Source organism: Pseudoalteromonas sp. S408 (assembly GCF_005886645.1).
Taxonomy (GTDB): Bacteria; Pseudomonadota; Gammaproteobacteria; order Enterobacterales; family Alteromonadaceae; genus Pseudoalteromonas.
Map to the genome: position 1 here is coordinate 412,777 of NZ_PNDY01000001.1, position 26,114 is coordinate 438,890.

The window sequence follows — 26,114 nt, forward strand, 5'->3', positions numbered from 1 at the left end:
CATCGAACGCTAAAGTTAGTTACTCGCCGTTTGGCCATTTACAGATGTTAGTGAACGGGTAGTCAGCGTTACTCGACGGTCAAAAAAGTTATCTTCTAGGGTATTACTGTTTGCCAGTGTGTGTTGCTCACCAAAGGCTTGCGCGCTTAAACGTGTGTGGCTAACGCCGTGTTTTATTAAATAACTTTGCACTGCATTTACACGTTTTTTAGACAGTAAAAAATTAGCCTGTTCATCTCCTCGTTGGTCGGCAAAGCCACTTAAATCAAGCGCTAATTGAGGTTGGTTGTTTAAAAGCACAACTAACTGGTCGAGCTGTTTAGCGAAGTGGGGGGCTATTGCGCTTGAACCCGTTTTAAATTGAACGGTCATCGCAAGCAGGTTATTAATTTGAGATTGTGTTAACTGCTCATTTTGCTGTGCAAGGACCTCTAACTGCTGCTCTAACAGATTGTTATGATTAAGCACATGTTGGTAATCTTTAGTTTTTTGTTTCATTACTGCCAAGGCGCGTTGCTGCTCGTTAATTTTGTTGTCAGCAACCTTTGCATCCCCTATTAATCCACCAGCAAATGCGCCTATAAATGCGCCAATTGGTCCACCAACCACACCCCCAACAATCGCGCCTGCACCTAAGCCTATTGCAGTTTCTTGGGTTGCTTCTTTTGAGGGCGAGTGCTTAGACGTTGCTGACAATGCCGGTGCAGAAAAACTAGCAACAAGCGTTAGCGCGATTAATGCCTTCTTCATAATATGATCCTTAAAATTGATGTTAACTTTGTGATGTTTTGTTTCGATAGATGTATTAAAACAACCTCAAGTGGCAACAAAGGGGATCAAAAATGGCAAACCGCTGAGCAATTGTGGCAAAAAAATGGCAATTGCCTTTTTAACCGTACATAGCTAAAAAACTTCGATATAGTGCGCTTTATAATAAATAGGGGTGTGTAAAATGAAAAAAATAGCCATCATTGAAGATGAAACCGCAATCCGCGAAAACTACATGGAAATGTTAGGCGCACAGGGCTATCAGGTAAGTGGTTACAGCGACCGCATAACAGCAGAAAATGCATTTAAAGACGCACTCCCCGATTTAGCCATTGTTGATATAGGCCTTGGCCACGAAATTGATGGCGGCTTTTTACTATGCCAAACCCTGCGTACCTTATCTAAAACGCTCCCTATTATTTTTTTAACCGCACGCGATAGCGAAATAGACACAGTTTGCGGCCTGCGTATGGGCGCCGACGACTACCTAACAAAAGACATTAGCTTGGCTCATTTAGCTGCCCGAATAGGCGCATTGTTTCGCAGAATGGAAGCCCTTGAACAACCCGCCAATGCCAATGCACTTATAACCCGTGGGCAGCTGGTGCTCGACACACAACGCATGCAAGTGTTTTGGCAGCAGCAATTAGTGGATTTAACCGTGACCGAATTTTGGATGCTGCATTCACTGGCGCAACGCCCAGGCCATGTAAAAAGCCGTAACGACTTAATGAGCGATGCAAAAATTTATGTTGACGACAGCACCATCACCTCTCACGTAAAACGCATTCGTAAAAAGTTTATCGCCCTCGACTCACAATTTGACTGTATCGATACCGTGTATGGCATGGGTTATAGGTGGGAGCAACATTAATGCTTAGATTTGGCCTGCGCAGTAAGTTTATTGTGCTTTCTTGTTTTTTATTTTTACTGCCATGGCTAGGTTACGAATACGTGTGGGAAATGGAGAAGTTTTTACGCCAAGGCCAAGAAAAAACCCTCGTAGGCACAACGCGTGCACTTGCCACAGCTCTGCACGAACGTCCTGCTTTATTTGACGAGCAAACCAACTTTTTAGACCAAGTAATAAAAGGCCGCGATTTATACGCCTACAACCTAAAAAACCCTATTCAACTTGATGGCAAACTAACCGACTGGGAACCCTACAAAGCGTTGTTCTGGCATTACGATAAACGCTATTTACAAAAAACCAATAAAAACCACCAAGCCAGCGATTTATCGTTCGACCACATGGTAGGTAAATTTGATAACTACTTATACGCCGTTTTTAATGTGACCGACAACACACTTATCTATCGTGCTAAAAACAGCTTAAGCATCACCAATAACGACCATTTAAAAATTGGTTTAAAAACCCCTGATGGCCAGTTTAATACGTATATCATAGCCCCTAGGCAAGACGGCTGGGTTAATGCATTTAATGCAAACACCAAAGCACCATTTACAAAAATTCAGGGCTATTTTAAACGCACCCAAACAGGTTACACCGTTGAACTGCGCTTTCCGTTAGCCATGCTAGGAAACAAACTGGGTTTTGCTATTGTAGATACCGATAGCTTAAACGAGTTACCTAACGTTATGTCGACCTCCAACTTAAATAACCCAAGCGATTTAGGCTCGGTGCTAGTGCCTTCACCAGAAATTAGCCGAATTTTAAAAGGAATGGGCCACAGCGGCAGCCGTATATGGGTGGTAGATAATCACCACCGCGTGCTTGCACAATCGGGCACCATTCAAAACGCTGATGGTGTATGGGCAGATGGCCTTAAAAATCAGCCGCCTCAAAATGCATGGCAACGTTTTGAGCAAACCTATTTGCACCCACTTTATTATAAAATTTTAACCCGCCCTGAAAACGAATTTATAGATACCCTACACGACGTAGCATCTATGCAAGGCAGTCATTTAGCCAATGCACTAAAAGGCCAACCTGCATCGTCTTGGCGGCTCACCCCCGATAGCAAAGCCGTTATTTTATCAGCGGCCTACCCTATTTGGATTGAAGACAACGTTATTGGTGCAGTAATAGCAGAAGAAACCACCAACGGCGTGCGCACGCTTCGTAATAAATCGCTCGAAAAGTTATTTAACGTTATTTTAGCAGTCATGCTAATAGGGACTGTGACTCTATTCTTTTTTGCATCACGAATATCGAGCCGCATTAGGCGCCTTCGCGATACCGCAGAGCAAGCAATAGATGCACAAGGGCGTGTTACAGGCAGTATTAGTTACAGTGATTCTAATGATGAAATTGGCGACCTGTCGCGTAGCTTTGCAAATATTGTAAGCCGATTGGGCGGCTATACCGACTATTTAGAAAATATGTCGTCGCGTTTATCTCACGAACTACGTACGCCGGTTGCGGTAGTGCGCTCTTCTCTTGAAAACTTACAAAGTTTGGAGCAAACCGAACTCAACCAAAAATACCTCGATCGCGCCAGTGAAGGCGTAGAGCGCTTAGGTAAAATAATTACCACCATGAGTGAGGCCACTCGGCTTGAGCAAAGCATTCAAAGCAATGACCCCGAACCATTTGACCTGCGATCTGTTATTAACGGCTGCATGCAAGGGTATTTACTCACTTACCCTAAGCAATTATTTACGCTTGATATATGCCCCAATTCATTACCTATGCAAGGCGCACCAGAGTTTATAGCGCAGCTGCTTGATAAGCTCATTAATAATGCTTTGGAATTTAGTGAAGCTAACACAGCAATTGAAGTCAACCTGAAGCAAAGCGAAAACAAAGCAACATTAACGGTAAGTAATACAGGTACTTTATTGCCTGAAGGGTTGAGCGAGCATATATTCGATTCTATGGTGTCTGTGCGCAGCCAGCACATGCAGCAGCAACCGCATTTAGGATTAGGTCTTTATATTGTAAGGCTAGTGTGCGATTACCATAAAGGCAGTGTAACTGCGCAAAATAATACACAAAATAATGGGGTCACTTTTACAGTGAGTTTGCCGTTAGCAAATTAGTTTTTAGCCTGACTGAAAGATCTAATAAAATGCAAGAAACAAATAAGTGTAATTGGCGGGTAAAATACTAAGCGAAGCGCAGGAAACCTACGTACATTTGTACCACGCGAGCTAAGCGAGTGTTTATGCGCTTGTTATACACCTCTCACCAATTCCAAAACAGCCTTGATTGCTGTAAAAGTAAATTCAGGGTCTTGGATTGGTAAATTGTGACCCACTTTGTCTGTGACAATATGAATTGATGCTGGATTGTTTGAAATAAGTTCTTGGTGCAGTGTTCTCCAAGCAATTTTTCCCTTCTTACTGTGCCCAATCCACCAATCAGATTCTCCCACTTGAGATGATGTCACAATTACAGTTGGAATATTATGAGTAGGTTGTGAAGAGAAAAGTGCGTTGTGAGCGTAGATATCCTGAAGAACTTCCCATTCAGATTGATTTTTTAACATCGAATTAAGTCTGGCATTGTCTTTTGTGGCTTTTTCAAGGTCAATTGATTCGAGCTTTCTTTGAAAAAGCTCGTGACTAGGATCCAATAAGACCAGACCGGAAACTTGATCAGCAAAATTGTGAGCAAAGTTTCTTGCATGAAAACCACCAAATGAGTGGCCAACAAGTATTAAGTTGTCTTGTGCTTTTAGCAGAACTAAAAGTTTCTCTAATCGTAACAAAGAGCTTTTTAAAGTAACTTTAGGTGAATCACTAGATGAACCATTTCCAGCGCGTGAATATATAATTATTCTAGAATTTAGTTCGTCGGCAAATGGTAGAAAAGAATCCCAATAGCTGACCCCCATGCCGACACCTGATTCAAAGACGAAAGTGTATTTCCCTTTTCCAAAATCTAAATATTCAATTGAAATATCGTCCACTTGAACTTGTTTAGTTTGTCCAAGAGCAGAAAATGAAATCGTAAAAATCAGAGCTACAACATATCGAAACAACCACTTAATTCTCCTTGGTGTATAATAACACCCAAATAAGGGGCACAAACATGGCGGCAATAATCGGAACGAAGTGACACAGCCGCCATGTTTGTGTCCCAGCGAGCTTGCGAGCGACTTTATTTGTTTGTTATATTTTTTTTGCTCGAGCCTTTTCTCTACTTTTAATTAAGCCCTGCTCATATTTATCGTAGCTTCTGGTTACGAGATTAGTTCTTACTTGAAATAGTTTTTTAAAATGATTTTCAAAATCACGTTCAAAAGTAGCTGGGCTTACAACTAAGTCATGTATGGCGTCAGCTAAATGACCAACCAAAGCTAGTTTAAACTGCAAAGATTGAAGATTCTCTTGATTTATAAGCCGATATTTTTCTTGTTCTACGGCCGTACCCTCATTGTTAAATGGGTAAACCCATTGGCCATGAGCTAGTTTATTTCTAATTTCTATTAATATTTTTAGCTCATTATCTAATACATCTAATAAAGCGGCTCTTCTAGCTGCGTGCGCAACACCAAGATTGCGCTCATCGAGCGGTGCTTTCCTTATTTTGTGATGTTTTCTAAAAGCTAAATCTACGGTAAAACGCCACTGTTCTGATTGAGATGATTTTGAATTGACAAGTTCTCGCTCTTGCTCACTAAAACCGAATTCTTCGTTTAGTAATTTTTTTAGTCGAGTTTCTGCCCATGCACCAATTAAAAATGAGTACAGCCTTAATAGCGAGCGTAAGCTTTGTTGTGGATCTTTAGATGCGATTTCAGATCTAGCCAGGCGACTAGTATGACTAAGTGCCAACTCTAACTCTTTTAGATTAGCAACATGCTGTTTGTATAATTTAGAAGGATTTCTTGCCATATTAAATATTCACCACCAAAAGCCACTATTGAAAATGGCTTTTGGTGGTGAGGATTCGAACCTCACAAATACTCTCCATACGGAGTGTGTTTACCCTTACACCATCACCCACAGGCAGATTATCATACCTTGTTGAAATTGCTACCATATTTGTTGAAAAATATAACAACTTTGTATTCGACATATGTCGCTTTATAAGCCGGCACATGTCCAAATATTACAATCAATCTAATGTAACCAGCTAATAAACGCATGTAAACAAATAGTTATGTAGCATTTAAATATTCTAAATGTAGAAATACCCCAAAATGGTAGGGTTCAGTAATATTGAACAAAAAAGTAATGCGCTAATAAACAGTGAGGAAATAAACAGTCACCTTTCTTTGTAACTATTCACTTTTAATTCAGTCGCGTTCACATACTCTGGGGCTATATTAACGCATTAAGCAGTAGGATTTGCCGTGACCCCATCACTTGAACGAGAAGAGCTCGACTTTATTTTTAGTTTATATAAATCAGATAAAAACGCTGAGTCTGAGGCAAATAAACCACAGAATACTCAGGCAAACGACCTTTAAAAAGTACCGCGCCTTGAGGTGCAAGGCATATCGCAGTACTTAATTTGAGTTACAATAGTTAGCTTGTTGTACTTGGCTCATGACTTAAAAACGCTTTAATACAGTTTATTTCTGCCAGCTTTACCGCCTCGCCTATTTCTGGGCCTTTTTTGCCACTTTTAAGTGCCTGTTGCACTATGTGCTTTTTATCCATTTGCTGCAATTTACTATGAATGGCGCGCAACTTAATTGCCTGCGGGTAAGGCTTATTAACCAGTGTTTCTCCGCGCCCTTGCGCGTCACATTGGCAGGCTTGAGTAAAGGCTAAAAAGCGCTCAGGGTGCACCAACCCATTTAAATTAGTGACAATTAATTTATGAATAGTTTGCGGCCTAAGCTGATCAATCGTATGGCATAAAGTGTGGTTATCGCTAGTCAATACGCCAATATCACGAAAGCGATTAGGCACTTTTAAACGATTACAAAATGACTCTACCACCGCTACACCTTCGCGTTCATGACCGCGTAAATTGCCGCGTATTTTATAGCTAAGGGCTTTACCAAAATCGTGTGTAAGCGCAGCAAAGCGGGTTTCTAAATTAAAATTTAAGTCGGCTGCTCGCCTAAGCACTAACATTGTATGCACAAACACATCGCCCTCAGGGTGATGGTTAGCAGGTTGTGGTACATTTTTCATTTGTTCAATTTCTGGAAAAATGCCCAGCCCATCTAATGCTTGAAAATAAAGCTCGGGGTACTTTTCGCCAAGCGCTTTTTCGGTTTCTAGCCATACGCGTTCGGGCACTAAATGGTTAAGCTCACCTTTATTTTTAAGCTCTCGCATTAACGCATAGGTACTTGGGTGGATTTGCCAATCACTGCCATAACGTGCTAAAAATCGCGCAATGCGTAACACGCGTACCGGATCTTCTACAAATGCGTGTGTGGTGTGGCGCAGTATTTTATTTTGTAAATCGTGTTGCCCATTAAAGGGGTCAATAATTTTACCGCTTTCGTCAAGCGCCATAGAGTTTATGGTTAAGTCGCGCCTTGCTAAGTCTTCTTCGAGTGTTACGCTAGGGCTGGCGTCTACAACAAAGCCAGTATAGCCTTTACCGCTTTTTCGCTCGGTACGCCCTAATGCGTACTCTTCTTTTGTTATGGGGTGTAAATAAACAGGAAAGTCGCTACCTATTGGTAAGAAACCAAGCGATTCCATGGTACTTGGCGTTTCGCCAATAACCACATAATCGTTATCTTTTGATGCAATGTTTAGCTGTTTGTCGCGTACTGCCCCGCCAACTAGGTAAACGTTTTTTAAGCTACTTTTCACGTTGTTTCCACACTGATTTACAAACTTCATTTATAGCAATCATATCATTAAAAGCGTTGCTGTTTGCCAAGCATATGTAAGCTCATTACAATAGCGCATCATTTTTTGTTTAAGCAATTATTCAATGAAAAATCATTCATCAAAAAAAGAACTTATGCTGCTGCCAATTTTGTTGGTCGTTATTGTTATGTGTGTAGCGGGTCACTTTTTATTGCAAGCTAATTTTCAAGACAGCAACATGGTTGAATACATGTTAGCAGCTCTGCCGTTCGCTATGTTTGGCTTGGTTATTGTAGCCTTTAAGCTGGCATCGAACAGTGAAAAAGATGAGCAAAACGAACAAGAAAAATAGCAGCGTGAGATAGCTTTATTATTCAAAGTTCAGGTTACTTATAAAACATGGTAACCAAACCAATCCGGCTTTATAGGCTGAGAAAACCCGCTTGGGGTAAGCTTTATTGTTAATTGACTGTCGAGCAAGTCTATTGCAAAGCAATCGTCTACATCGTGTAAGTCGTCTTTATGAATATGACTCAGGCCTGCGAGCAAATCGTGTTTAGCGCGCTGCTTTGCCTCTTCACTGCTGCTTGCTACATACAATGCAAAGTCGTGTTGCTCCGCCATTGAGTCGCTTCTGTAAGCGCCTAAATTTACAAAATAAAGCTGCTTATTTTGTTCAACATAATCGTCTACCACTTCTACTTTGTAGCCATCAATATTATTAACAGCCATAAAGCTATCCATGTGTACGCTGTTTTTATCGCCAACCCATTGGCTTTTTAATTTGGTGTAGGTTTGCTCTATGTTTTGCCCAACCACAAACCGAATGTCGTGCATTTCTATGTGGCAACCTTGAATTCGCCCGCCTAAATACACCATAAATAACTGCATGAAGATTCCTTTAATGTTTTTTTACGCCAAACTCTCAACATCAATATTGTGTTTTTTAATGAGTTTATAAAAGTCTGAACGATTACGCTTAGCAAGTTTGGCGCCTTCTGCTACGTTGCCGCCGGCCATTTTTAGCGTATTAATAACGTAATCACGTTCAAATTCTTTTTTAGCGTCGTTTAATGAGAGTGGCTCTACGCTTTTTTCGTTACTATCGAGTGCGGCTAACACTAAATGCGCTGAAATAACCTCGCCCGGTGTTAAGGCTACTACTTGTTCAACAACGTTTTGTAACTGACGAATATTTCCCGGCCAATCATAACGTACCAATGCGTGCATAGCATCATTGGCAAAGTGTTTTTCATTTTGGTTCATGCGTTTAGCGATACTTGCGCTAAAGTATTGGGCCAAGAGGCTTATATCTTCACGGCGTTCACACAGTGGTGGTAATTTTAAATTAACCACATTTAGGCGGTAGTATAAATCTTCTCTAAACTGTTGGTTTTTAATGGCTTCGGGCAAGTTTTTGTGAGTTGCCGATACAATACGCACATCAATTGGGATCTCTTCTTGAAAACCCACTGGGCGAATGGTTTTTTCTTGTAGCACACGCAGTAGCTTTACTTGTAAGTTAAGGGGCATATCGCCAATTTCATCTAAAAATAATGTACCGCCCTGCGCTTGCTGAAATAAACCTTGGTGATCTTTTACAGCACCAGTAAACGCTCCTTTTTTGTGGCCAAATAATTCAGACTCTAAAAGTTCCCCTGGTACAGCACCACAATTTATAGCTACAAAGGGCCCGTTACTAACTTGGCTATGCTGGTGAATAGCTTGCGCTAGTAACTCCTTTCCCGTTCCACTGGCCCCCGAAATAAGCACATTAACTTGAGTAGGCCCAAGTAACTTAACTTGTTCAAGCAAGTGCAACATGGCACCACTGCGCGTTACTATATTACTTTTTGATGGGGCTTCATCGGTATTTACACCGTGAATGTCTATTGCATTTGCAAGGCTATCGAATAGCTCGTCTTTATCGACCGGTTTAGTAATAAAAGCAAAAATACCTTGTTTGGTGGCTTCAACCGCATCAGGAATAGAGCCATGCGCCGTCATCATAATTACTGGTAATGCAGGGTATCGACTTTGCAGTTGACGATGCAGCGCCATGCCGTCCATTTCATCCATTCGTAAGTCCGTAATGACGGCATCAAACACGTGGCTTTTTAAAATTTGTAGTGCTGCTAAGCCACTTTCACAAGTTGTTACTTGATAGCCTTTTGATTCAATACGAATAGCAAGTAACTTTAATAAACTTGCATCGTCGTCAACTAATAACACTTTTGCTTGGTGCGGGCTATTTCTGGTCATGGTTACTGCTCCTTAGTGTCTTCGCGAAGTAATAGCTGCTGCTCTATATCTGCTAGCGACGACAGGGTTTTCTGCATTTGGTTATTAAGTGCTTGCTGCTCTTTTTGCGCGTTTATTTGTAAGGTGATTTGCTGTTTTTGCAGCCATAAATACTGTTTTATATCATCAGGCCAAAAATAGGCTAGGTCGAGTTTAAGTAACTTGGTCATTACTGTATTTGGGTCGGTACTTACGTTTAAGCACATAAATTTAAAAAATGCTTTTAGCTCATTTTCACCTTTAAATGACCGCTTTGTTGGTGGCAATGTAAAACCGCCGCATTGATTTGCATGCAGCGCTATAACCCGCTCAGCGGAGGGGTAAACAGGGGCTAATTTAGGCATTGGCTTGGGGCTAGGAGATACATTTTTAGTATTTGATATTTTAGTATCGCCCAGCGCTTGCGTGCCATCATTAAGCTCACAACCCGATACAATTAGGCTACCTGCAAGCACACATAAAATAGTGAGTATGCGCATTGTTAATTAACTCCTAAATTTTTACTGATTGGTATTTTTATTAAAAAACGGCAACCGTGTGGTTTATTTTTCTCAACACTTAATGTGCCTTGTAGCTGCTCAACCGTCTCTTTTACTATTGTTAGGCCCAAACCACTGCCTTGTAAGGTAATACTTTGCTCATGTTTACCTTGATAAAACGCACTAAAAATATGCTTTATTTCGTGCTCTTTAATGCCACAGCCATTATCGGCCACCTCCAAACACAGCTGATGTTGCTCGCATTTTAAATTTACAATCACACCTTGGTTATCATCAGAAAATTTTAAGCTATTTGAAATTAACTGAATTAGCATCATTTCTATTAGTTCATTAGGAAGCGCAAGGACAGTGCTTGAAACAGAGTTTTGCCACTGAATAAGTTGCTTTCGAGCCGTTAGACGATGCTCAAAATGACCATTAATTTTTTTAATTAAATGATTAATATTAACCTCGCTTGAGCTGTTTATTGTTGCTCTAATAGCGTTATAACTGAGTAGGCTATCTATCATCATGCGAAGGCGCACCGTAGATTGAGTTATAAGGGAAAGCACCGCTTTTTGTTCGTTATTAATAGGGCCAACAATTTCATCGGTGAGTAAATCGGTTCCTTCAACCATAGAGGCAAGTGGTGTTTTAAGTTCGTGTGTTACGTGGCGTAAAAACGTATCCTTTTGTTGCTCAAGCATATACAGCTGAGTTTGTACCCACTGTAGTTTTTCTCCGAGTTCGACTAACTCTGACGAGCCTTTTACTGCTATCTTTTGCTGCCAATCCCCCTGCCCGAGCTTATCAATAACCCTAGTAAGCCCTTTTAAGCGCAAACTTATACGCCATAAAAAGCCGCCGCCAACCAATAAAGTAAGAGGAATAAGTGCCACTAGCCAATTTATAAACGACGCTTGTAGGCTGGCTAGCTCGTTTTGGTTATGGGTTATTTGCTCTTCGTTTTTATTTTTGAGCCACACTGTGAGCTCTGTAATTGACTCGCTTATGGGTAAAAAGAGCGCTGCTTTTTGCTGTTTTTTCTCAACGAGCTGGTGTTGTGCTGTTTGCAAAATAGTTAAAAGCTGTGTCCATTGGTTTATGTAGTCTGGGTTTGCATTAATGTATTTGAGTTCATTTATGCTCTGCACAGACGATTGCCATTTATCAACAATGAGGGTGTTGAGCGCATCACTTTTTAACACCCAATTTTGCCTTGTTGCGCGTTCAAGGCTATTAAGGTCTTGCTTTAAATTAGCGAACGATTTTGTGAGCTGGTAATGGTTACTCACAATTTGCTGGGTGGTTGCTAGCTGTTTATTTAACGCATTTAAAAAAACAATAACCACAATAGAGAGTGGCAATAACGACAGCAGCATGCTTAAAGCAAACTGCCCTATTAAATTAGGGCGCCAATTAAGCATTGCATTGTAATGTTTAGCAAACGTTGCAGCCATTGCAGTAAACTCTGTAAGTAAATAACTCGCCTATTATTATCAATACCGCCTATACACATGCTGAACCATATTCATTTTAAATCGCCATAATGTTGCTAAACAGCAACAGCACAACTGATTGATTTAACTAAGATCACAAAAAATACCTTCAACCCTGTTGCTGTATTTACACAAAATTACACACAGTCAGTGTAATTTTTACCTACAAACCCAAACTAAAAAACACAACTCATTGAAAGTAAATAAAAATAAAATTTGGCACCCTTTTTGTAATGGGTGTAATAAATAAATTTAATAGGGAAATACACATGAACATTAACACTTTGGTTTTTTCAACATTACTTGCGTTGGGTTTTGTGAATACAGGCGCATACGCTATGGACGTTGACGCTACGTTTAATGAACTAGATAAGGACAGAAACGGCCTGTTAAGCGAAGCCGAGGCAAAAATGGACGCCGTGCTTAAGGAAAACTTTGCACAAATAGACACAGACCAAAATGGTCAGTTGTCGCTAAATGAATTCAGAAAATTTATTCAATAAATTAACTTCAAAAGGAATGAAATTATGAAACAACTTATTGCTGCTTTTTTATTATTATTTTTAGCTATCAGTGCAACGGTATTAGCTTCTCCTTCGGCAGTGCGATTTGCACACTTAGATACAAACATGGACGGAAGTATCTCGTTTGTTGAAGCTAAGCAAGATAAAGAGCTACTTAGACAGTTTACCGATTTAGACGAAGACAACGACGAGATGATCTCTAAAGCAGAGTTTGAAAACTTTAAGCCATAACAGATTAAGTTTTGCTTAAGCTTTTAACTTGTAAAGTGTACTAAAGCATTTGCCATAATCCCTGAGGGAATGTGTAAAAGGATTTAATGTTGGGAGTTAAATTATGGCAAGTGCTTTATCTAATTAAGCGTAATACCTCATTATTCAATACAACTTAATTAACCTTTTGGAAGGACTACCATGAAGATACGTTACTTTGTAACCACCATAGCGTTGCTTTTAAGTTTTAATGCTTCTGCACTTGATGTAAAACAGCGCTTTGATCACCTCGATACTGATAAAAACGGTTACCTTACTCATAACGAACTAGAACGCCAGCCCCAGTTACTTAGCACGTTTATAATGTGGGATAAAAATCAAGATAAACAAATTTCATTAATTGAATTTAAAAATTACCTTACTAACAATCTTTACTGAGTACTTTAATGAATCCCATACACTTTTTTATTTTATGCGCTCTACTGGTATTTAGCGCGTCAAGTTTTGCCATCAGTGACAGCATTAATAACCAATTTAAAAAAATAGACAGAAATAAAGACGGATTTTTAACTCGCTCTGAAGCCTCAATAGACCCAGCCTTGTGGTCTAAATTTGTAAGTTACGACCAAGATAAAGACGGCCGGCTAACACTGAGCGAATACCATTTATATGCCAGCAAGTAGCACAAATTTAATTAACCTTTTTAACCTAACGTTTTAGGCAATTAATTTAATAGCTAAGCAGCTAGCTTAGCTTTAACTGTCTATTTTACGAGCTTATCGCATCCTATTGGTATTCTAAAAAAGAGTTTGCTAGTGTTATTGCACTAAAAATAACAAATCAGTGCACTATGTTACTCAAAAAATTACTTAAACCACTTATACTTGCCAGTCTCTGTGCAGGATCTAGCTTTGCGATTGCGCAAACCAAAGTTATTTATAATGCCAATGGTTATACTCCGCTTCATAAAGGCAAAATGCAAAAAGGCGAGCTTCAACAATTTAGCACTTTGGTTATAAAAGATGGCAAGGTTGTTAAAGTAGGCGGCGACACACTCAAAGAAAGCTTTCCAGATGCCAAGCTAATAGACGCGAAAGGCAACACATTACTACCCGGCTTAATTGATGCCCATGGCCATGTTATTGGGCTAGGCGATAACTTATCGCAGTTAGATGTACGCGGTGCGAAGTCGGTTGATGACGTTACAAATAAATTAAAGCAATTTGCGCAAGGCAAACAAGGTTGGATCATCGGCCGTGGCTGGAACCAAGAGTTATGGCTAGATACACGTTTCCCTAGCGCTAAAGATTTAGACAAAGTGGTAAGCGATCGTCCGGTTGTTCTATCTCGTGTTGATAGCCATGCAATTTGGGTTAACTCAAAAGCGCTTGAACTTGCAGGCATTAACGCCGACACAAAATCGCCAAAAGGCGGTGAGGTAGTTAAAGATGAATTTGGTAACCCTACCGGTATTTTTGTTGATAAAGCTGAATCGTTAATTGTTCAGCACTTGCCAGCCCCTTCAAAACAAGATATTAGCAACTCACTCGATGCCGCAGGTAAGCATTTATTAAGTTTAGGTATTACCTCTACTCACGATGCAGGGATAGATAAAGCCACATGGGAAGTGTACAAAGAGCGCGGTGAACAAGGCAATTTACCTTTACGTATTGTGGCAATGCTAAGCGGTGCTAGCCCAGACTTACCGGCTATGCTAAAAGCCGGGCCATATCACGATAACTACGACTTTATGGAAATTCGTAGTGTAAAAGTATATGCCGATGGTGCATTAGGCTCGCGTGGCGCAGCGCTTATTGAAGATTATGCCGACCGTGCTGGCCATCATGGGTTAATGCTTGAAACCCAAGAGAAACTCGAAGCTTTATTTACGCAAAGCTTTAAAAATGGCTTTACCGCCAACACCCATGCCATTGGTGACAAAGCCAATCGTGTGGTTTTAGACGCTTACGAAAATGTGTTTAAAAAAACAGGCGGTATTTTGCTGCGCAACCGAATTGAGCACGCACAAATAGTAACGCCAGACGATATACCTCGATTTAAAGCACTAAAAATTATTCCATCTATGCAACCTGTGCATGCAACATCTGACATGCATATGGCAGAGCAACGCCTAACTGAAAAGCAACTTAGCTTTGCGTACGCATGGCAAACATTTTTACAACAAGGTTCAGTGGTTGCTGCGGGCTCTGATTACCCTGTAGAGCTTGCAAATCCATTTGATGGTTTATATTCAGCAATAACGCGAATGGATCATAACAAACTGCCTGAAAACGGCTGGCGTCCAAGCGAAATATTAAGCCGCGAAGATGCACTACGTGCATTTACACTGGGCGGTGCTTATGCGGCGCATCAAGAGTTTAAAATAGGAAGCCTAGAACAAGGTAAATGGGCCGACTTTATTTTAGTGGATAAAGATTATTTTAAAGTACCCGTTGAAGATATTTACAAAACTCAAGTACTACAAACATGGATTGCCGGTATGAAGCGGTTCGATAACAAAGAGAGCGCAGCTAAATAAACAAAAAAAGGGTTAACGCAAGTTAACCCTTTTTTAATACAAACCATGTCATTTAGCTTTTTGGCTGCTGTGCCTCTGGCTGATCAACTTTTGGCTGGCGATATAATTTTACAATGTGATACAAGTTAACCAATGCCAGTAGCGCGTTGGTAAAAACAACAGGAACAGCACCAATAGCTACGCCATAAGCCGTAAACACAATACACCCTAACATGTTGTACCAACGAAGCTTTACTACATCGGTCATAGTGAGTGATGCAACCAATAAAGCTGACGCAATATAGCCTAAATATTCCCAACTCAATTGTTCTCTCCTAACCTTTGGGTTAGCATTACACTAATGCTACATTATTACAGTTGTAAGTATTGCAAAGTAATAGCACTTTGCTTAATTATGAGCGTTATTTAGAGTTTGAAAATAATTGGCTAGTAAGAGAGTAGCTCTCTTATATTAATAATTAAGCGAAGTGACACACGTAAATAAAAAGCTAACTTGCTTAAAAACCTGAAAAAGTTTGCCGGCAAAAAAACCAACAAATTCTTAAATCATTACACGGGAAATGAAGGTAAAATAATACCCATAGCAAAGCTAAAAGTATTAGTAGCAAGTTAGCGTAAATTCTTAATGTGTTAATGCTACCGTCATTAAAACATAATAAATAGGACAAATGTCCGAAGAGCATATTGATGTTTCAATACCATTTTTCTAGTTATCTTGTTGAACAGTTACTCACCTTTGCCGGTAGTAGTTATCAACAATCAAAAAAAGAAGTGCTGATCCATCAAGATCAGCCTTTAAGCAAGCTTGTGCTTGTGCGCAGCGGCACTGTGTCATTTAGTTATGACGTAGGAAACGGACGACGCCTGCTGCTAGGACAACTCGATTGTAATAATACCCTGATAGGCGAAATAGAAGCGCTCAACAACAATCCGTGTATTTATACGGTAACCTGCTTTAGCGATGTAACTTACAACCTGATTGAATTAAGACACTGGCGTGCATTATTGCTCGAAAAACCAGAGCTTAGCTTATACACGGCACAAACGATTGCTGCTAAGTTTCAAGAAAACCAAAAAATCAACTTAGATAAGTTATTACTGCCACTTAGCTATAACATAGCCAAAGACTGCTTACTGAGAGCCGAGAACAACAACCCTACACTGCTTAGAGCCTACCCAACTGTTAACGCTGAGGCTGAACGCTTTGCAACCACTGAGCGAGCTTACAGGCGTGTTGTGACAGAATTAGTCGAAAAGGGCTTAGTGCAAAGAAGCACAACAGGTTTACAAGCGGTCGATATTCCAATGCTTAGTGAATATGTAGATAGCTTTGCGCAGCTTTAAACACGCAATAAAAAAGGCCAATTAAGGCCTTTTTTATTGCCCTAAAAACGAATAATCAGTTCATAAGGCTAAATGTATATTTAATGTGCTAGGTGTATTAGTCTTCTAGTAAAATGTCGTGAATTTTTACTAAGTCAGATTTACCTTCAATAATTTCATCCGGTGTTAAACCCGATAACTCATGCGGGAATACTAACCACTCTTCCGACTCATGAATGTAGTAGTCAGGTACGGTATCTACTTTTGAATTTTTTGGTTTGTAGTATGGACAAGCAATTCGAATATCGCGCGGTAAGTTTAAGCGCATTAGCTCTGAAAGCTTTTCTTTTAGTGCAACAATACTGCGTCCTGAGTCAAATACATCGTCAACAATAAGCAGTGAATCACCCGCATTGGCGTTTTCTACAATGTAATGTAAACCATGTACTTTAATTTCTTTTGATTGTTGGCCAATACCGTAATAAGACGATGTACGCACTGCAATATGGTCAGTTTCAATGCCTTTGTAATCGTAATATTCTTGAACCGCAATACCAATCGGTGCACCACCTCGCCAAATACCTATAATAAAATCAGGACGAAAGCCGTCTTTGTATACTTGTGCCGCTACGCGGAATGAATCTTCAAGTAACTGTTGAGCTGTGATATAGCACTTATCTGACATAGTTAGAAACCCCAGTGGTGGATATAATATTTGAGTGTAGTTTAGAGTAAAACCAAATTAGTCACTCAAACAGGTATTGGCGAGGGATTTTACCGTAAATTAAATAAAATTGCTTGCTTGTGGATCAAAAAAGGCACCAAACGGTGCCTAATTTCTCTCAATAGCGTATTTTTTAGCGTTACGCTTTTTCAAGCAGCGTACGAGCAACTGTACGCATACCCTGTGTTGTTGCGCCGGCAGCCCACTGACTTGTGCTACCCATGTTAAATGCAGCCGCTAAGTCAATGTGTACCCAACCTTTGCCATCGTTTGGTACAAAGCGTGATAAGAAGCCTGCAGCATTTGATGCACCGCCATAGCCGCCACCTTTTTGCGCGCGGCTATTAGCCGTGTCAGCATAAGGTGATGGACAGTTTTGTTGGTGCCACTTTTCAAGTGGTAATGGCCAAGCGGCTTCCATTTCTTGAGAAGCAAAGCCTTCAACTTCGCGTGCCAGCTCTTTATCAAGTGCAAACAACGCATTGTATTCTTGGCCAACAGCAACCAACGCTGCGCCTGTTAATGTTGCTGCGTCAATAATTAAAGGTGCGCCCGTTTCGCCAGCAGCCATTAGACCATCGGCAAGCACTAAACGCCCTTCTGCATCGGTGTTTACAATTTCAACGGTTGTGCCATTTTTGTAAGTAAGAATGTCGCCTAATTTGTAAGCGTGGCCAGAAATTAAGTTCTCAGCACAGCATAAAAATAATTTAATACGCTTTTCAATACCACGATTAATAGCAAGTGCTAAACCAGCTGTTACTGTTGCAGCACCGCCCATATCACACTTCATCCCTAGCATGCCTTCGCTTGACTTAATTGAATAACCGCCCGAATCAAACGTAATACCTTTACCCACAAGGGCTGCACTGACTGGTGCGTTATCGTCGCCTGTAGGGTTGTAATCAAGCTCTAACAATACCGGTGGGCGAACACTCCCACGACCAACAGCATGAATACCAATCCATTGTTGCTCTAATAACGCATCGCCTTTAATTATTTGGTAGCTTACGTGCTCAGGGGCCAGTGATTGAATAAACTCAGCGGCTTTTTCTGCAAGGCTTTCAGGGTAAATATCGTCTGCAGTGCCGTTAACCATTTCACGCGCCCACGTTGCTGAGCTTTTTAAATGCGCAAGTTCTTGCAGATCAGATTGTGCGTTATCAACAAACTCAACACCGTTTAATAGTTTAGGTGTGACAAAACCTTGATAAAAAGCCCATTGGCTTTCTGTGCACCATGTATCGCCCGCAAGTTCAACGTGTTTAACGCCTTGATTGGCAATAGTACGCGCTGCTTTTTGAACATTTTTTAATGTTTCTTGCTCAGATAAATGAACGGTTGCACCACGTTCGTTAAATGACAACGTTGCGCTTTCGCCCCAATGACTCGGTGCTGCGTGTTCGCTTAGTTGAACAACAAATTTTTCACTCATGTTAGAATATCCTTGCACTTAAATGTGCTGTTGAGTTTACTATAGTGCGCCTAAGTTCCCAACAGCTTGAGATAAATAACACTCATCACACTATTAACCACATTGGACATACCATGAAGTACACACCAGCATTGCAATCGGCCACATTAATTAAACGCTACAAGCGGTTTTTGGCTGATTTAAAACTCGGTGATGGCGCTGAGTTTACCGCGCATTGTGCTAACACTGGAAAAATGACAGGCTGCGCTGAGCCAGGCTTTACTGCTTTTTATTCAACAAGCGATAACGTAAAACGAAAGTATCCACATTCATTAGAGCTGACCCAAAATGATTTAGGGCACCTTATATGTGTTAATACAGCGGTCGCTAATAAGGTGGTAGAAGAAGCAATTAATCATAATGTAATTAATGAACTAACTGGCTATGAGCAACTTCAAAGTGAAGTTAAATATGGCAGTGAAAACAGTCGCATCGACTTTTTACTCACAAGCCCAAATACTAAAAACTGCTACGTTGAAGTTAAATCAGTCACCTTGCTAAGCCAAGATGAACCGCATAGCGGCCAAGGCTATTTTCCTGATGCACAAACATTACGTGGACAAAAACACCTTCGCGAGCTCATTGAAGTGGTCGAACAAGGCCATCGCGCCGTACTACTGTTCGCTGTTTTACATGAAGGTATAAATGCAGTGAGCGCAGCAGCGCATATCGATGAAAAATACGCACAACTTTTACAAAAAGCCATTGCTAGCGGTGTTGAAGTAGTAGTGTATAAAGCACTCATTTGTGAGAATGAAGTGGTGCTTCATAAAAAAATAGCATTTATACAGTAATGTATAACCAAACAATTACATCAGGTAATTAGAACAAACAACGCGATGAAAATGATTGATGCAATAAAAATCAATTCCAGAGTTAGCCTTGTTTTTTAAAATTTTGCCCATATGTAAAGGCAAGTTTTACAAACCAGTAAGTTAGTTAATTAAGCACCATCATTAACGCACTTTTTACTCGCAAAGCATGGTTGAAGCTAATTCGTATAATTAAAAATAAATTTGCCTAGGGTATAAGTTTCTGTTATTTATACCGCCGGCTAATGCTGAGGCATTAAATTAAGGATTTAGGAGAGAGTTATGCCAGACCAAAAGAAACATGGTTTATTGGCTCAAGCCGGTTTAGAACCATACCAAGAAAAACCAGGCGAAGAGTATATGAATGAAGCACAACGTGCTCATTTCAAAACGATTTTAGAAACTTGGCGTAACGATTTACGTAACGAAGTTGATCGTACAAAGTCGCATATGCAAGACGAAGCTGCTAACTTTCCTGACCCAGTTGACCGCGCTGCACAAGAAGAAGAGTTCTCTTTAGAACTTCGCACTCGTGACCGCGAACGCAAATTAATTAAAAAAATTGAAAAAACAATTATTTTAATTAAAGAAGATGATTTTGGCTTTTGTGAGTCTTGTGGAATCGAAATTGGTATTCGCCGCTTAGAAGCGCGACCAACTGCTGATTTATGCGTAGACTGTAAAACACTTGCAGAAATTAAAGAAAAACAAGCTGGACGCGGCTAATTAACCTCATTAATTAGCATGTCACCTGCAGCCGTTACTGCGCCTATGCGCAACTATCGCGGTCGTTTTGCACCGTCTCCTTCTGGGCCACTTCATTTTGGCTCACTTGTTGCGGCTGTAGGCAGCTACCTTGATGCAAAATCAAATAAAGGGTCTTGGCTCGTCCGTATCGAAGATATAGACACCACTCGAGTGGTAAAAAATGCCGACACCGATATCCTAAATACCTTACAAGCCTATTGCCTCCACTGGGATGAACCGGTTGTTTATCAAACCAAACGGCTCGATTTATACCAAGACGTCGTCAGCTCACTTGAAAATCAAAAATGTGTTTATGCCTGCCAATGTAGCCGAAAAGAAATAAAAGCATTGGGTGGAATTTATCAAGGCCAGTGTAAAAATCTTGGGCACTCAACCGATTCAGGCGCACTTCGTTTAACACAATGCCATGCAACCACATATTTTAACGATCTGATTCAAGGTGATATCAGTGTTTGTAGTGAGCTGGCCCACGAAGATTACATAATAAAACGAAGTGATGGCTTATTTGCCTACCAATTAGTGGTTGTTGTTGACGATATTGATCAAGGCATAAATCGCATTGTTAGAGGCGCCGATTTAATAGAACCCACAGCACGACAAATCAGTTTATTTAAACAGCTCAATCATCCTATTCCTGAATTTGCTCACTTACCTTTAGCCGTTGCCAAGCCGGGCTTTAAACTATCTAAACAAAACTACGCCCCTGCAATTAGTAAAATAGAGCCAAAACCCACATTAATAAGTGCCTTTGAATTTTTAGGCTTGCCAACTCATGCTGATTTAATGGATTTAACTACCGAGCAGCTAGTTGAATGGGGTGTAAATACCTTTGAGTTAAAGCAAGTACCTAAAGTTGCTGAAATACAAATTTCTCAGTAGCAAACAACTCAAGTCAACTAATTTACTAAACTGTGTAAATAAAATCGCGAAAAACAGCTTAATTTCAACACATCAACTTAATTTTTAAACCCTGCTGGTATATGATAGCCGCCTAAATATATGCTATTTGAGTAAGACAGTAAGTATTGGGGTTTAATACCACTATTTGCGGTTGTTTTTGATTGCGATGACATGCCAATCAACACCTTCTAGGAGACGGATTATTATTTCCAAGCTTTTTCAATTTTGCCGACAGATAATTGGCCCAAATACGAGTGCTGAAAATGCCTCTGTAAGCAGCGAACCATTAGTAATCACACGCGGTGAGCATGGTATTTCTCGTAAACAATTTAGCCCAAATGCAATCAAAGTGTTATACCGATTAAAAGACGGTGGCTACGATGCCTACCTGGTTGGTGGTTGTATTCGCGATATATTGTTAGGCCAACAACCTAAAGACTTTGATGTAGTCACTAACGCAACACCCGACCAAGTTAAAAAGCTATTTAGGAACTGCCGATTAATTGGTCGCCGCTTTCGTTTAGCGCACATTGTTTTTGGCCGAGAAATTATTGAAGTGGCAACCATGCGTGGCCATCACGAAGCGCCTGAGTCTAAAAACCAAATAAGCCAATCAAGTACTGAAGGGCAATTATTACGCGACAACGTATTTGGTAGCATTGAAGAAGATGCCGAGCGCCGCGATTTTTCAATTAATGCTTTGTATTACTCAATTAACGACTTTAGCATTCACGATTACGCCAATGGTTTGGCCGCTATTAAAGCAAAACAAATTGAGCTTATTGGCGATCCCGAAACACGATACCGTGAAGATCCAGTGCGTATGTTACGCGCTGTACGATTTGCAACAAAGCTTGATATGAGCATTGCGCCTAATAGCGAAAAACCGATTAGCGAGCTTGCCAGCTTACTTGATAATATTCCGCCGGCGCGTTTGTTTGAAGAAGTGCTAAAACTGTTTTTAAACGGTAAGGCCGAAGCTAACTTTTTAATGCTTCGCCAATACGGACTTTTCCGTGCATTATTTCCTGCGCTTGATAAAATTTTAGAAGCTAACCCTAATGGGCTAGAGCATACCTTTGTTCAGCAAATGTTTCAAAATACCGACAAACGCATAAACGCTGATAAAAAAGTAACACCTGCATTTATTTTTGCCGCGCTACTGTGGTTCCCGCTTTTAGCAATAACCAAAAAGCTTCAAGCAGAAGAACAACTTAGCGAGTACGATGCCTTTGCACAAGCAATGAATAAAGTACTCAGCGAAAGCGCCCAACATATAGCGGTACCAAAACGCTTTACACTGGGTGCTCGCGATATTTGGCACATTCAGCATCGCCTAGATAAACGTGCAGGCCAACGTGCATACAGGTTAACGCAACAACCACGCTTTAAAGCCGCTTACGACTTTTTATTGTTGCGCGTTGATGCGGGTGAAACTGAGCATGAAGAACTTGCACAGTGGTGGACTCAATACCTTAGCCAAGATATTAACGGTCAAAAAGACATGGTTAAAAACTTAGGTCATCAAGGTGGTCCAAAACCGCGTAAACGTTCTCGTCGCCGCGCACCAAGAAAGCCAGCAGAGTAATAACATGAACTGTGTTTATTTAGGATTAGGTGCAAACTTAAACTCACCTAAAAAGCAGCTTGATAATGCGGTTGCGGCACTTAAAAATCTGCCGCATAGCGAGCTTGTAAGCGTGTCTCATTATTATGCAAGTAAGCCCATGGGGCCACAAGACCAGCCAGACTATATTAACGCTGTTGCCTGTATTAATACCCACCTTGAACCAGAGCAGCTACTTGATTTAACTCAAGAAATAGAACTTAAGCATGGCCGTGTAAGAAAAGCCGAACGTTGGGGTCCACGAACGCTAGACATAGATACCCTTTTGTTTGGCAATAAAATTATTAATACCGCACGCTTGACTGTGCCCCATTATGGCTTGAATGAGCGCGAGTTTGTTGTGTATCCGTTGCTTGAACTTGCGCCTGAACTTATTTTACCTAGCGGAATTGCACTAAAAACCATTGCAACTAATTTACCGCTCAACGACTTACAACAATTACCTCTGTAATTAACCTAGGCTTATGCCTGCGAGGAATATTATGTCTAAAATAACCGTTTCTACTTTAAATAAAATGAAAGCAGAAAATAACAAAATCACGGCATTAACCGCTTACGATGCGAGCTTTGCAAAGTTATTTCATGATAATGGCGTTGACGTTATTTTAGTCGGTGACTCGTTGGGTATGGTGCTACAAGGCGGTGATGATACCCTTGGCGTAACCAACCAGGATATTGCTTATCATACTCGCTGTGTACGTGCAGGAAGCCGTGAATTATTTGTTATTGCCGATATGCCATTTATGACTTATTCAAGCGTTAACGACACCTGTAAAAATGCCGCAGAACTTATGCGAGCAGGTGCAAACATGGTAAAACTTGAAGGTGGTGAATGGCTTTACGACAGCATTAAAGCGCTTACTGAACAAGGTATTCCTGTTTGCGGGCACTTAGGCCTTACCCCTCAATCTGTGCATGTATTTGGCGGCTTTAAAATCCAAGGTCGCGAAGAAGACAAAGCACAAAAGATGATTGAAGACGCCAAAGCATTAGAAGCTGCTGGCGCACAATTATTAGTACTTGAGTGTATCCCGAGTGCATTGGCAAAGCGCATTACTGATGCGCTTAGTATTCCAACCATAGGCATTGGTGCGGGTAATGTGACCGACGGTCAAATATTAGTAATGCACGACCTAGTCGGTATTTCGGCAGGTTATATTCCAAAATTTTCAAAAAACTTTTTATTAGAAACTGGCAACATGCCAGCGGCTGTTCAAAAGTATTGTTCCGATGTAAAAAGTGGCGCTTTTCCAAGCGCTGAACATGAGTTTAAATAATGCAGTCAATTACTGAAATTAAATCACTACGTAGTCAAATTAAAGCCTGGCGACAAGCAGGCTTAAGTGTGGCGTTTGTGCCAACAATGGGCAACTTACATCGAGGACACTTTTCACTCGTTGAAAAAGCAAAAAACGTAGCCGATAAAGTGGTTGTTAGTATTTTTGTAAACCCGATGCAGTTTGGTGCTAACGAAGATTTAGATAATTATCCCCGTACATTATCAGAAGATAAACAAGGCCTTGCAGAGTTAGGCACTGATATAGTATTTACCCCAAGCGTAGACACAATTTACCCAAATGGGCTTGGCGAGCAGAGCTTTGTTGACGTGCCTGGCGTGTCACTTGGGTACTGTGGCGGTTCGCGCCCTGGGCATTTTAAAGGCGTAGCTACGGTTGTTACTAAGCTATTTAACTTGGTGCAACCTGACTACGCTTGCTTTGGTGAAAAAGACTTTCAGCAACTTCAAGTGATTAAAACGATGACTCGCGATCTATCTATACCAGTTGAAATTATTGGCGTACCTACCATGCGTGAAATATCTGGTTTGGCAATGAGTTCACGTAATGGCTACTTATCAGACGAGCAAAAAATAACAGCCACCGCTTTATTTAAAGCGCTAACCCATTGTGCCGAGCAGCTTAAGCAAGGCAATAAAGATTTCACCGCGCTTAAAACTCGCGCTAAACAAAGCCTAGAGCAAGCTGGCTTAAAACCAGACTATTTTGAGATAGCTCAACGAGATACCTTAAAAACTGCTACACTCGATGATAACCATTTTGTTATTTTAGCCGCAGCCTTTTTAGGCTCTGTTAGATTAATTGACAACATGCAGGTCGATATTTAATTTATTGAGCTCACTTTAAGGATTAAAAATGCATATATTAATAAAAACAAGCGTAGTTGCCCTCACTTTTTTTGTTTTAGCGGGTTGTCAGAATCACGTTGAAAATGCTGAGATGAACCAATGTGCTCAACAAAATTTTCGCTGTGAAAGCACCTGTGATCAGCAAACAACGGCTGAAGGTCTTAAGCAACAAGTGTGCTCTGCAAAATGTGTAGAAACATACAATCAATGTAAAGCACGCGCTGAAAAGTTAGGTGGTATTTAATTCCCCCAAGCTTAAAATTTTAGACACAAAAAAACCGCTCAATGAGCGGTTTTTTTATTGCTTGGATTTATTATTTTAAACCTAGCTTTTTAAGCTCTACTTCAACTAACTTTGCAGAAAGAGGCACATAACCGTCTTTTTCTACAATTTGTTGACCGTCTTTTGAAAGAATCATTTTTAAGAATTCAGCTTCCATTGGAGACAAGGCTTTATTTGGGTGCTTATTAACATATACGTATAAAAAGCGAGAAAGTGGGTATTTGCCTTGCGCAACGTTATCAAGTGTTGCATCGACAAAGTTAGTACCTTTTTTAGATAATGGAACTGTACGTACACCTGACGTTTTGTAACCAATACCTGAGTAACCAATTGCATTTAATGAAGACGAAATTGATTGTACTACAGACGCAGAACCCGGTTGCTCGTTTACATTGTTGCGGAAGTCACCTTTACACAGTGCTTTTTTCTTAAAGTAACCGTAAGTGCCCGATACAGAGTTACGTCCGTATAATTGAATATCACGAGCTGCCCAGCTACCTTCAAGGCCCACATCGCTCCAACGGTTAACTTGCTCTGGCGCACCACATTTACGAGTTGATGAGAAAATAGCATCAACTTGGTCAATACGAAGACCTTCGATTGGGTTATCTTTATGTACGTAAACAGCAAGTGCATCAATAGCTACGCGAACTGCCGTTGGTTTGTAACCGTAACGTTTTTCAAACGCTTCGATTTCTTTTGATTTCATTGCACGGCTCATTGGACCAAGGTTAGCTGTACCTTCGGTTAATGCTGGAGGTGCTGTAGAAGAACCTGCCGCTTGAATTTGAATGTTTACATTTGGGTAAATACGTTTGTACTCTTCAGCCCAAAAAGTCATCATGTTAGCTAAAGTGTCAGAACCTACTGATGAAAAGTTGCCTGATACACCGCTGATTTTTTGATACTCAGGAATGTCTTGATCTAAAGCCACTGCTTGAGCAGATACGAAAGTTGTAACAGCCACACCCATTGCGGCAACTAAGTTTTTAAATTTCATGTGGGTTCTCCGATTTGTTCGTCCCATTTTCTAACTGCTGCTCA

The 26,114-nt window shown here is 40.6% G+C and carries 29 protein-coding genes; 17 read left to right on the forward strand and 12 right to left on the reverse strand.

Annotated elements, in window-relative coordinates:
• Positions 1-15 precede the first annotated feature (15 nt).
• Entirely contained in the window at positions 16-750 is a 735-nt protein-coding gene (gene pdsO / locus CWB62_RS02000) for a sortase-associated OmpA-like protein PdsO (protein ID WP_058403073.1), read from the reverse strand.
• Positions 751-952: 202 nt separating this feature from the next.
• Between pdsO and pdsR the strand changes: the two genes are divergently transcribed.
• A complete protein-coding gene (gene pdsR, locus CWB62_RS02005; protein WP_138527756.1) occupies positions 953-1,642 on the forward strand; it encodes a proteobacterial dedicated sortase system response regulator in 690 nt (229 codons plus the stop codon).
• Positions 1,642-3,771 carry a proteobacterial dedicated sortase system histidine kinase gene (gene pdsS / locus CWB62_RS02010; RefSeq protein WP_138527758.1) on the forward strand — a complete coding sequence of 710 codons (2,130 nt, stop codon included), beginning with the start codon at positions 1,642-1,644 and terminating at the stop codon, positions 3,769-3,771. Before pdsR ends, pdsS begins: the two co-directional genes overlap by 1 nt.
• A 134-nt stretch (positions 3,772-3,905) precedes the next feature.
• Here pdsS and CWB62_RS02015 read toward each other — a convergent pair whose 3' ends face one another.
• The 3 genes from CWB62_RS02015 to CWB62_RS02025 form a co-directional block, all read right to left on the reverse strand.
• Positions 3,906-4,715 (reverse strand): alpha/beta fold hydrolase, encoded by an 810-nt coding sequence (locus CWB62_RS02015; protein WP_138527760.1) that lies wholly within the window; start codon positions 4,713-4,715, stop codon positions 3,906-3,908.
• A gap of 130 nt (positions 4,716-4,845) precedes the next feature.
• Complete coding sequence (locus CWB62_RS02020) at positions 4,846-5,571, reverse strand: hypothetical protein (protein ID WP_138527762.1); 726 nt, start codon at positions 5,569-5,571, stop codon at positions 4,846-4,848.
• A gap of 636 nt (positions 5,572-6,207) precedes the next feature.
• Positions 6,208-7,461 (reverse strand): multifunctional CCA addition/repair protein, encoded by a 1,254-nt coding sequence (locus CWB62_RS02025; RefSeq protein WP_138527764.1) that lies wholly within the window; start codon positions 7,459-7,461, stop codon positions 6,208-6,210.
• A gap of 124 nt (positions 7,462-7,585) precedes the next feature.
• Here CWB62_RS02025 and CWB62_RS02030 point away from each other — a divergent pair, with 124 nt between their 5' ends.
• Entirely contained in the window at positions 7,586-7,813 is a 228-nt protein-coding gene (locus tag CWB62_RS02030) for a hypothetical protein (RefSeq protein ID WP_058403081.1), read from the forward strand.
• A gap of 38 nt (positions 7,814-7,851) precedes the next feature.
• Here CWB62_RS02030 and CWB62_RS02035 read toward each other — a convergent pair whose 3' ends face one another.
• The 4 genes from CWB62_RS02035 to CWB62_RS02050 are packed head-to-tail and all read right to left on the reverse strand — an operon-like array spanning position 7,852 to position 11,701.
• On the reverse strand, positions 7,852-8,352 hold the full coding sequence (locus CWB62_RS02035) for a DUF1543 domain-containing protein (RefSeq protein WP_138527766.1): 501 nt from the start codon (positions 8,350-8,352) through the stop codon (positions 7,852-7,854).
• Between the two features lie 21 nt (positions 8,353-8,373).
• Positions 8,374-9,723 carry a sigma 54-interacting transcriptional regulator gene (locus CWB62_RS02040; protein WP_058403083.1) on the reverse strand — a complete coding sequence of 450 codons (1,350 nt, stop codon included), beginning with the start codon at positions 9,721-9,723 and terminating at the stop codon, positions 8,374-8,376.
• 2 nt (positions 9,724-9,725) lie between these two features.
• On the reverse strand, positions 9,726-10,241 hold the full coding sequence (locus tag CWB62_RS02045) for a hypothetical protein (RefSeq protein ID WP_058403084.1): 516 nt from the start codon (positions 10,239-10,241) through the stop codon (positions 9,726-9,728).
• Positions 10,242-10,243: 2 nt separating this feature from the next.
• On the reverse strand, positions 10,244-11,701 hold the full coding sequence (locus CWB62_RS02050) for a sensor histidine kinase (RefSeq protein ID WP_138527768.1): 1,458 nt from the start codon (positions 11,699-11,701) through the stop codon (positions 10,244-10,246).
• A gap of 308 nt (positions 11,702-12,009) precedes the next feature.
• On the opposite strand from CWB62_RS02050, the gene CWB62_RS02055 reads away from it, so the two are divergent.
• The 5 genes from CWB62_RS02055 to CWB62_RS02075 all read left to right on the forward strand — a co-directional run bounded on the left by CWB62_RS02055 (position 12,010) and on the right by CWB62_RS02075 (position 15,013).
• Complete coding sequence (locus tag CWB62_RS02055; protein ID WP_058403086.1) at positions 12,010-12,243, forward strand: EF-hand domain-containing protein; 234 nt, start codon at positions 12,010-12,012, stop codon at positions 12,241-12,243.
• 24 nt (positions 12,244-12,267) lie between these two features.
• Complete coding sequence (locus CWB62_RS02060; RefSeq protein WP_008130972.1) at positions 12,268-12,495, forward strand: EF-hand domain-containing protein; 228 nt, start codon at positions 12,268-12,270, stop codon at positions 12,493-12,495.
• Between the two features lie 180 nt (positions 12,496-12,675).
• A complete protein-coding gene (locus CWB62_RS02065) occupies positions 12,676-12,912 on the forward strand; it encodes an EF-hand domain-containing protein (RefSeq protein WP_058403088.1) in 237 nt (78 codons plus the stop codon).
• Between the two features lie 8 nt (positions 12,913-12,920).
• On the forward strand, positions 12,921-13,157 hold the full coding sequence (locus CWB62_RS02070; RefSeq protein ID WP_058403089.1) for a calcium-binding protein: 237 nt from the start codon (positions 12,921-12,923) through the stop codon (positions 13,155-13,157).
• Positions 13,158-13,324: 167 nt separating this feature from the next.
• Complete coding sequence (locus tag CWB62_RS02075; RefSeq protein WP_138527770.1) at positions 13,325-15,013, forward strand: amidohydrolase; 1,689 nt, start codon at positions 13,325-13,327, stop codon at positions 15,011-15,013.
• Positions 15,014-15,065: 52 nt separating this feature from the next.
• Here CWB62_RS02075 and CWB62_RS02080 read toward each other — a convergent pair whose 3' ends face one another.
• On the reverse strand, positions 15,066-15,317 hold the full coding sequence (locus tag CWB62_RS02080; RefSeq protein WP_058403091.1) for a YgjV family protein: 252 nt from the start codon (positions 15,315-15,317) through the stop codon (positions 15,066-15,068).
• A gap of 383 nt (positions 15,318-15,700) precedes the next feature.
• Here CWB62_RS02080 and CWB62_RS02085 point away from each other — a divergent pair, with 383 nt between their 5' ends.
• Entirely contained in the window at positions 15,701-16,357 is a 657-nt protein-coding gene (locus tag CWB62_RS02085; protein WP_008130963.1) for a Crp/Fnr family transcriptional regulator, read from the forward strand.
• Positions 16,358-16,454: 97 nt separating this feature from the next.
• Here CWB62_RS02085 and CWB62_RS02090 read toward each other — a convergent pair whose 3' ends face one another.
• Complete coding sequence (locus tag CWB62_RS02090) at positions 16,455-17,021, reverse strand: phosphoribosyltransferase (protein WP_006791881.1); 567 nt, start codon at positions 17,019-17,021, stop codon at positions 16,455-16,457.
• A gap of 178 nt (positions 17,022-17,199) precedes the next feature.
• Entirely contained in the window at positions 17,200-18,495 is a 1,296-nt protein-coding gene (pepB, locus tag CWB62_RS02095) for an aminopeptidase PepB (RefSeq protein ID WP_138527772.1), read from the reverse strand.
• A 113-nt stretch (positions 18,496-18,608) separates the two neighbouring features.
• On the opposite strand from pepB, the gene sfsA reads away from it, so the two are divergent.
• The 8 genes from sfsA (at position 18,609) to CWB62_RS02135 (ending at position 25,031) form a co-directional block, all read left to right on the forward strand.
• Positions 18,609-19,328, forward strand: a complete 720-nt coding sequence (gene sfsA, locus CWB62_RS02100) for a DNA/RNA nuclease SfsA (RefSeq protein ID WP_058403093.1) — start codon at positions 18,609-18,611, stop codon at positions 19,326-19,328.
• A 300-nt stretch (positions 19,329-19,628) separates the two neighbouring features.
• Complete coding sequence (dksA, locus tag CWB62_RS02105; protein WP_006791878.1) at positions 19,629-20,072, forward strand: RNA polymerase-binding protein DksA; 444 nt, start codon at positions 19,629-19,631, stop codon at positions 20,070-20,072.
• 18 nt (positions 20,073-20,090) lie between these two features.
• Positions 20,091-20,993, forward strand: coding sequence for a tRNA glutamyl-Q(34) synthetase GluQRS (gene gluQRS / locus CWB62_RS02110; protein WP_138527774.1), 903 nt, complete (start codon positions 20,091-20,093; stop codon positions 20,991-20,993).
• Between the two features lie 187 nt (positions 20,994-21,180).
• The gene (gene pcnB / locus CWB62_RS02115) at positions 21,181-22,602 is read left to right on the forward strand and encodes a polynucleotide adenylyltransferase PcnB (RefSeq protein WP_171034592.1); all 1,422 of its coding nucleotides are present in this window, start codon (positions 21,181-21,183) and stop codon (positions 22,600-22,602) included.
• Positions 22,603-22,606: 4 nt separating this feature from the next.
• On the forward strand, positions 22,607-23,092 hold the full coding sequence (folK, locus tag CWB62_RS02120) for a 2-amino-4-hydroxy-6-hydroxymethyldihydropteridine diphosphokinase (protein WP_058403095.1): 486 nt from the start codon (positions 22,607-22,609) through the stop codon (positions 23,090-23,092).
• Between the two features lie 31 nt (positions 23,093-23,123).
• Positions 23,124-23,918: a 3-methyl-2-oxobutanoate hydroxymethyltransferase gene (gene panB, locus CWB62_RS02125; protein WP_138527776.1), complete on the forward strand. Its 795-nt coding sequence runs from the start codon at positions 23,124-23,126 to the stop codon at positions 23,916-23,918.
• Entirely contained in the window at positions 23,918-24,766 is an 849-nt protein-coding gene (gene panC / locus CWB62_RS02130) for a pantoate--beta-alanine ligase (RefSeq protein ID WP_058403097.1), read from the forward strand. Before panB ends, panC begins: the two co-directional genes overlap by 1 nt.
• Positions 24,767-24,794: 28 nt before the next feature.
• Positions 24,795-25,031, forward strand: a complete 237-nt coding sequence (locus CWB62_RS02135) for a hypothetical protein (protein ID WP_058403098.1) — start codon at positions 24,795-24,797, stop codon at positions 25,029-25,031.
• A 70-nt stretch (positions 25,032-25,101) separates the two neighbouring features.
• Here the strand turns inward: CWB62_RS02135 and CWB62_RS02140 are convergent, their stop codons facing one another.
• Positions 25,102-26,070, reverse strand: coding sequence for a PstS family phosphate ABC transporter substrate-binding protein (locus tag CWB62_RS02140; protein WP_058403099.1), 969 nt, complete (start codon positions 26,068-26,070; stop codon positions 25,102-25,104).
• Between the last annotated feature and the right edge of the window lie 44 nt (positions 26,071-26,114).

Excerpts from the sequence above, each read along its gene's own strand:
- pdsO (WP_058403073.1), bottom strand. The coding sequence starts at position 750 with ATGAAGAAGGCATTAATCGCGCTAACGCTTGTTGCTAGTTTTTCTGCA.
- pdsR (WP_138527756.1), top strand. The coding sequence starts at position 953 with ATGAAAAAAATAGCCATCATTGAAGATGAAACCGCAATCCGCGAAAAC.
- pdsS (WP_138527758.1), top strand. The coding sequence starts at position 1,642 with ATGCTTAGATTTGGCCTGCGCAGTAAGTTTATTGTGCTTTCTTGTTTT.
- CWB62_RS02020 (WP_138527762.1), bottom strand. The coding sequence starts at position 5,571 with ATGGCAAGAAATCCTTCTAAATTATACAAACAGCATGTTGCTAATCTA.
- CWB62_RS02030 (WP_058403081.1), top strand. The coding sequence starts at position 7,586 with ATGAAAAATCATTCATCAAAAAAAGAACTTATGCTGCTGCCAATTTTG.
- CWB62_RS02035 (WP_138527766.1), bottom strand. The coding sequence starts at position 8,352 with ATGCAGTTATTTATGGTGTATTTAGGCGGGCGAATTCAAGGTTGCCAC.
- CWB62_RS02040 (WP_058403083.1), bottom strand. The coding sequence starts at position 9,723 with ATGACCAGAAATAGCCCGCACCAAGCAAAAGTGTTATTAGTTGACGAC.
- CWB62_RS02045 (WP_058403084.1), bottom strand. The coding sequence starts at position 10,241 with ATGCGCATACTCACTATTTTATGTGTGCTTGCAGGTAGCCTAATTGTA.
- CWB62_RS02050 (WP_138527768.1), bottom strand. The coding sequence starts at position 11,701 with ATGGCTGCAACGTTTGCTAAACATTACAATGCAATGCTTAATTGGCGC.
- CWB62_RS02055 (WP_058403086.1), top strand. The coding sequence starts at position 12,010 with ATGAACATTAACACTTTGGTTTTTTCAACATTACTTGCGTTGGGTTTT.
- CWB62_RS02060 (WP_008130972.1), top strand. The coding sequence starts at position 12,268 with ATGAAACAACTTATTGCTGCTTTTTTATTATTATTTTTAGCTATCAGT.
- CWB62_RS02065 (WP_058403088.1), top strand. The coding sequence starts at position 12,676 with ATGAAGATACGTTACTTTGTAACCACCATAGCGTTGCTTTTAAGTTTT.
- CWB62_RS02070 (WP_058403089.1), top strand. The coding sequence starts at position 12,921 with ATGAATCCCATACACTTTTTTATTTTATGCGCTCTACTGGTATTTAGC.
- CWB62_RS02075 (WP_138527770.1), top strand. The coding sequence starts at position 13,325 with ATGTTACTCAAAAAATTACTTAAACCACTTATACTTGCCAGTCTCTGT.
- CWB62_RS02085 (WP_008130963.1), top strand. The coding sequence starts at position 15,701 with ATGTTTCAATACCATTTTTCTAGTTATCTTGTTGAACAGTTACTCACC.
- CWB62_RS02090 (WP_006791881.1), bottom strand. The coding sequence starts at position 17,021 with ATGTCAGATAAGTGCTATATCACAGCTCAACAGTTACTTGAAGATTCA.
- pepB (WP_138527772.1), bottom strand. The coding sequence starts at position 18,495 with ATGAGTGAAAAATTTGTTGTTCAACTAAGCGAACACGCAGCACCGAGT.
- sfsA (WP_058403093.1), top strand. The coding sequence starts at position 18,609 with ATGAAGTACACACCAGCATTGCAATCGGCCACATTAATTAAACGCTAC.
- dksA (WP_006791878.1), top strand. The coding sequence starts at position 19,629 with ATGCCAGACCAAAAGAAACATGGTTTATTGGCTCAAGCCGGTTTAGAA.
- gluQRS (WP_138527774.1), top strand. The coding sequence starts at position 20,091 with ATGTCACCTGCAGCCGTTACTGCGCCTATGCGCAACTATCGCGGTCGT.
- pcnB (WP_171034592.1), top strand. The coding sequence starts at position 21,181 with ATGACATGCCAATCAACACCTTCTAGGAGACGGATTATTATTTCCAAG.
- folK (WP_058403095.1), top strand. The coding sequence starts at position 22,607 with ATGAACTGTGTTTATTTAGGATTAGGTGCAAACTTAAACTCACCTAAA.
- panB (WP_138527776.1), top strand. The coding sequence starts at position 23,124 with ATGTCTAAAATAACCGTTTCTACTTTAAATAAAATGAAAGCAGAAAAT.
- panC (WP_058403097.1), top strand. The coding sequence starts at position 23,918 with ATGCAGTCAATTACTGAAATTAAATCACTACGTAGTCAAATTAAAGCC.
- CWB62_RS02135 (WP_058403098.1), top strand. The coding sequence starts at position 24,795 with ATGCATATATTAATAAAAACAAGCGTAGTTGCCCTCACTTTTTTTGTT.
- CWB62_RS02140 (WP_058403099.1), bottom strand. The coding sequence starts at position 26,070 with ATGAAATTTAAAAACTTAGTTGCCGCAATGGGTGTGGCTGTTACAACT.